This is a genomic window from Nonomuraea turcica (genome assembly GCF_030718205.1).
GTDB lineage: Bacteria > Actinomycetota > Actinomycetes > Streptosporangiales > Streptosporangiaceae > Nonomuraea.
Genome location: NZ_JAUZQF010000072.1, coordinates 1 through 3,002, shown reverse-complemented (window position 1 = coordinate 3,002; position 3,002 = coordinate 1). Strand labels below are relative to the sequence as shown.

Below are 3,002 nucleotides of genomic sequence, written 5' to 3'. Positions count from 1 at the left end.
ACCACCACCGACCCCTGGGCTCTGGTGAAGTCGCTCGACTGGCCGATGTACGTCAAACCGGCCAACATGGGCTCCTCCATCGGCATCTCACGGGTCACCTCCATGGAGGAACTACGCGCGGGCGTGGAGTTGGCGCTGGCCTACGACCGAACGGTGGTCGTCGAGCAGGGCGTGAGCGCGCGCGAGCTCATCTGCGGTGTGCTCGGCGGCTATGACACGCCGGATGCTTCGGTGCCCGGCGAGCTCATCGTGCCCGGCGACTGGCTCGACTATGAGGCCAAATACCTCAGCCAGGCCGAGATCGCCACCATCCCTGCCGTGCTGCCGGAACGGGTGGCCCAGGACGTGCGCGAGCTGTCCTTGCGCGCGTTCCGGGCGATCGGCGGCTACGGCCTGTCCCGTGTCGACTTCCTCTATGAGCAGGACACCGGACGCCTGTACGTGCTGGAGATCAACACCATGCCCGGTTTCACCTCCCGCTCTGTCTACGCCAGGGCCTGGGCCGCAAGCGGCGTCCCCTACCCGGATCTGCTGCGCCGCCTCATCGACCTGGCGCTGGCCAGGAGCGGCTCATGATCCCCCTGACGCTGAAGGAGATCGCACGAGTCGTCGGCGCCAGCCTGCATGACGCGCCCGAGGCGCAGGCGCTGGTGACGGCGCCCTCAGCGGTCGACTCCCGCGAGGTGGTGCCCGGCGGCCTGTTCGCCGCGACGGCCGGCGTCAACCTCGACGGGCACGACTACGCGCAGGCTGCCATCGCGGCCGGCGCCGTCGCCGTGCTGGCCTCAAGGCCCGTCGGCGTGCCCGCCCTCGTGGTCCAGGACGTCCAGGTCGCGCTCGGCCTGCTGGCGGCGCATCTGCTCGAACACATCAACCCGACCGTGATCGGCCTGACCGGCTCGGTGGGCAAGACCACGACCAAGGACCTGCTGGCCCAGGTGCTCGAACGGCACGCGGCGACGGTGGCCACCGACAGGTCGTTCAACAACGAGTTCGGGCTGCCGCTCACCGTGCTGCGGGCCGATGCCGGCACCCGATACCTGGTGCTGGAGATGGGTGCCAGCCGCAAGGGCGACCTTGCGTACCTGACCGGGCTCGCACCGCCCCAGGTCGGGCTGGTGCTCAATGTCGGCACCGCGCACGTGGAGCGTATGGGAGGCGCCCTGGCCGACGTGGCCGAGGCCAAAGGCGAGCTGGTCGAGGCACTGCCGCCGGACGGGTTCGCCCTGCTCAACGCCGACGACCCGTACGTCACCGGCATGCTCGGCCGCACCAAGGCCCAGATCCTGTTGTACGGCAGGTCGGCGATGGCGCCGGTACGAGCCGAAAACGTGCGGATGGACGAGCGGGCGCGACCCGCGTTCATGCTGGTGACACCCTCCGGCCGCGCCCCGGTCGAGCTCGACCTCATCGGCGAGCACCAGGTGAGCAACGCCCTGGCCGCCGCCGCCGTCGCCACCGCACTCGGCCTGAGCGTGGCCGAGATCGCCGACGGGCTGAACGCCGCACAGCGGCGCTCCGCCGGCCGGCTCGAGATCATCGAACGACCCGACGGCATCACCATCGTCAACGACGCCTACAACGCCAACCCCGAATCCATGCGGGCCGGGCTGCGGGCGGCCAAGGCCCTGGCCGGCACCCGCCGTACCGTCGCCGTGCTCGGCGCGATGGGCCAGCAGGCGCACGCCTCCCGCGCCCGGCACGCCGAGATGGGCCGACTCGTCGCCAACCTCCGCTACGACCTGCTGATCGCGGTGGGAACAGGAGATCCGCTCGCGATGGCGGAAGCAGCGGAGTCCGCCAACCAGGGCGTCGCCGTCCACACCGTCCAGGACGTGGCCGGGGCCATCACGCTGGCCACGGCGCTTCTCCAGCCGGGAGACGTGGTGCTCATCAAGGCCTCCAGCGAGATCGGGCTCAGTGCCTGCGCCCGCGCGCTGGCCGGCGCCTGACCGTATCGGCGAGGGGGCCGTACAACCGATGCGAGATCCCGGGGAGCAGATGGAGGCAACGGCGTGACGGCGACGTTCGACTACCGCTGGCATCTGCGCGCCGTGATGGCGAGCCGCGGCATGTATGCCACCACCGACCTGCGACCGCTCCTGGCCGAACGCGGTTTCAAGCTGTCGCAGAGCCAGGTCTACCGGCTGGTCGCCGAGCGGCCGGAACGGCTGAATCTGCGCCTGCTGATGGCCCTGCTGGACATTCTCGACTGCACGATGGAGGACCTGATCGAGCCGGTCCAGAATGCGGGCGGCCGGGAGGCCGCCGAGCGGCGTTCCGGTGCGGAGACCCGATTCGGCTCGCGGCCGACCCGGGCGCGCGTCCTGCCCGAATAGGTCTTCGTACGCCCCGGACAACTGAACAGTTTTTGGTCTCCGAAATGAGCAGGCACTCCGTCTAGCCTGCCGGAACAAGGCTGGCGAAACGGAGTTCCATGCGTACTATCGGGCTCATCGGCGGGTTGAGCTGGGAATCGACCGTAATCTACTACCAGATCATCAACCAGCGGGTACGCGAGAGACTCGGCGGCAGCCATTCCGCCAACAGCCTCATCTGGTCGGTCGACTACACGACCGTCGAGGACCTCATCTTCGCCGACCGCTGGGACGAGGTGAGCAGACTGCTGGCCGGTGCCGGCGGGAAACTGGAGGATCTCGGCGCCGAGGTCCTGCTCATCTGCAGCAACACCTTCAGCCGGGTGAGCGACGACGTGGCGCGGGCGGCGAGCGTGCCCGTGCTGCACATCGCGGACGCCGTGGGCGCCGAGGTCCGCGCCAGGGGAATGCGCAAGGTCGGTCTGCTGGGCACTCAGTTCACCATGGAGCAGTCCTTCTACCGGGATCGGCTGGCCGCCCACGGCTTCGACGTGGTGGTCCCGCGGCGCGAGCAGCGGGAAATGGTCCATCATGTGATCTTCGACGAACTGATACGCGGGGTGCTCCGGGAATCGTCCAGGGACGCCTACGCCCAGATCATCGCCGATCTCGCGGACGACGGCG

General features: G+C 69.3%; 3 protein-coding genes and 1 pseudogene. All 4 read left to right on the top strand.

Annotated elements, in window-relative coordinates; translation table 11 throughout:
- A pseudogene (locus Q9G87_RS60185) lies at positions 1-576 on the top strand (D-alanine--D-alanine ligase family protein); the annotation flags it as partial.
- Positions 573-1,952 carry a UDP-N-acetylmuramoyl-tripeptide--D-alanyl-D-alanine ligase gene (locus Q9G87_RS60180; RefSeq protein ID WP_305925666.1) on the top strand — a complete coding sequence of 460 codons (1,380 nt, stop codon included), beginning with the start codon at positions 573-575 and terminating at the stop codon, positions 1,950-1,952. The pseudogene Q9G87_RS60185 and the gene Q9G87_RS60180, both read left to right, overlap by 4 nt.
- A gap of 63 nt (positions 1,953-2,015) precedes the next feature.
- Positions 2,016-2,339, top strand: coding sequence for a helix-turn-helix domain-containing protein (locus Q9G87_RS60175; protein ID WP_305925665.1), 324 nt, complete (start codon positions 2,016-2,018; stop codon positions 2,337-2,339).
- A gap of 98 nt (positions 2,340-2,437) precedes the next feature.
- On the top strand, positions 2,438-3,002 hold a 565-nt coding region (locus Q9G87_RS60170; RefSeq protein ID WP_305925664.1), incomplete at its 3' end, for an aspartate/glutamate racemase family protein.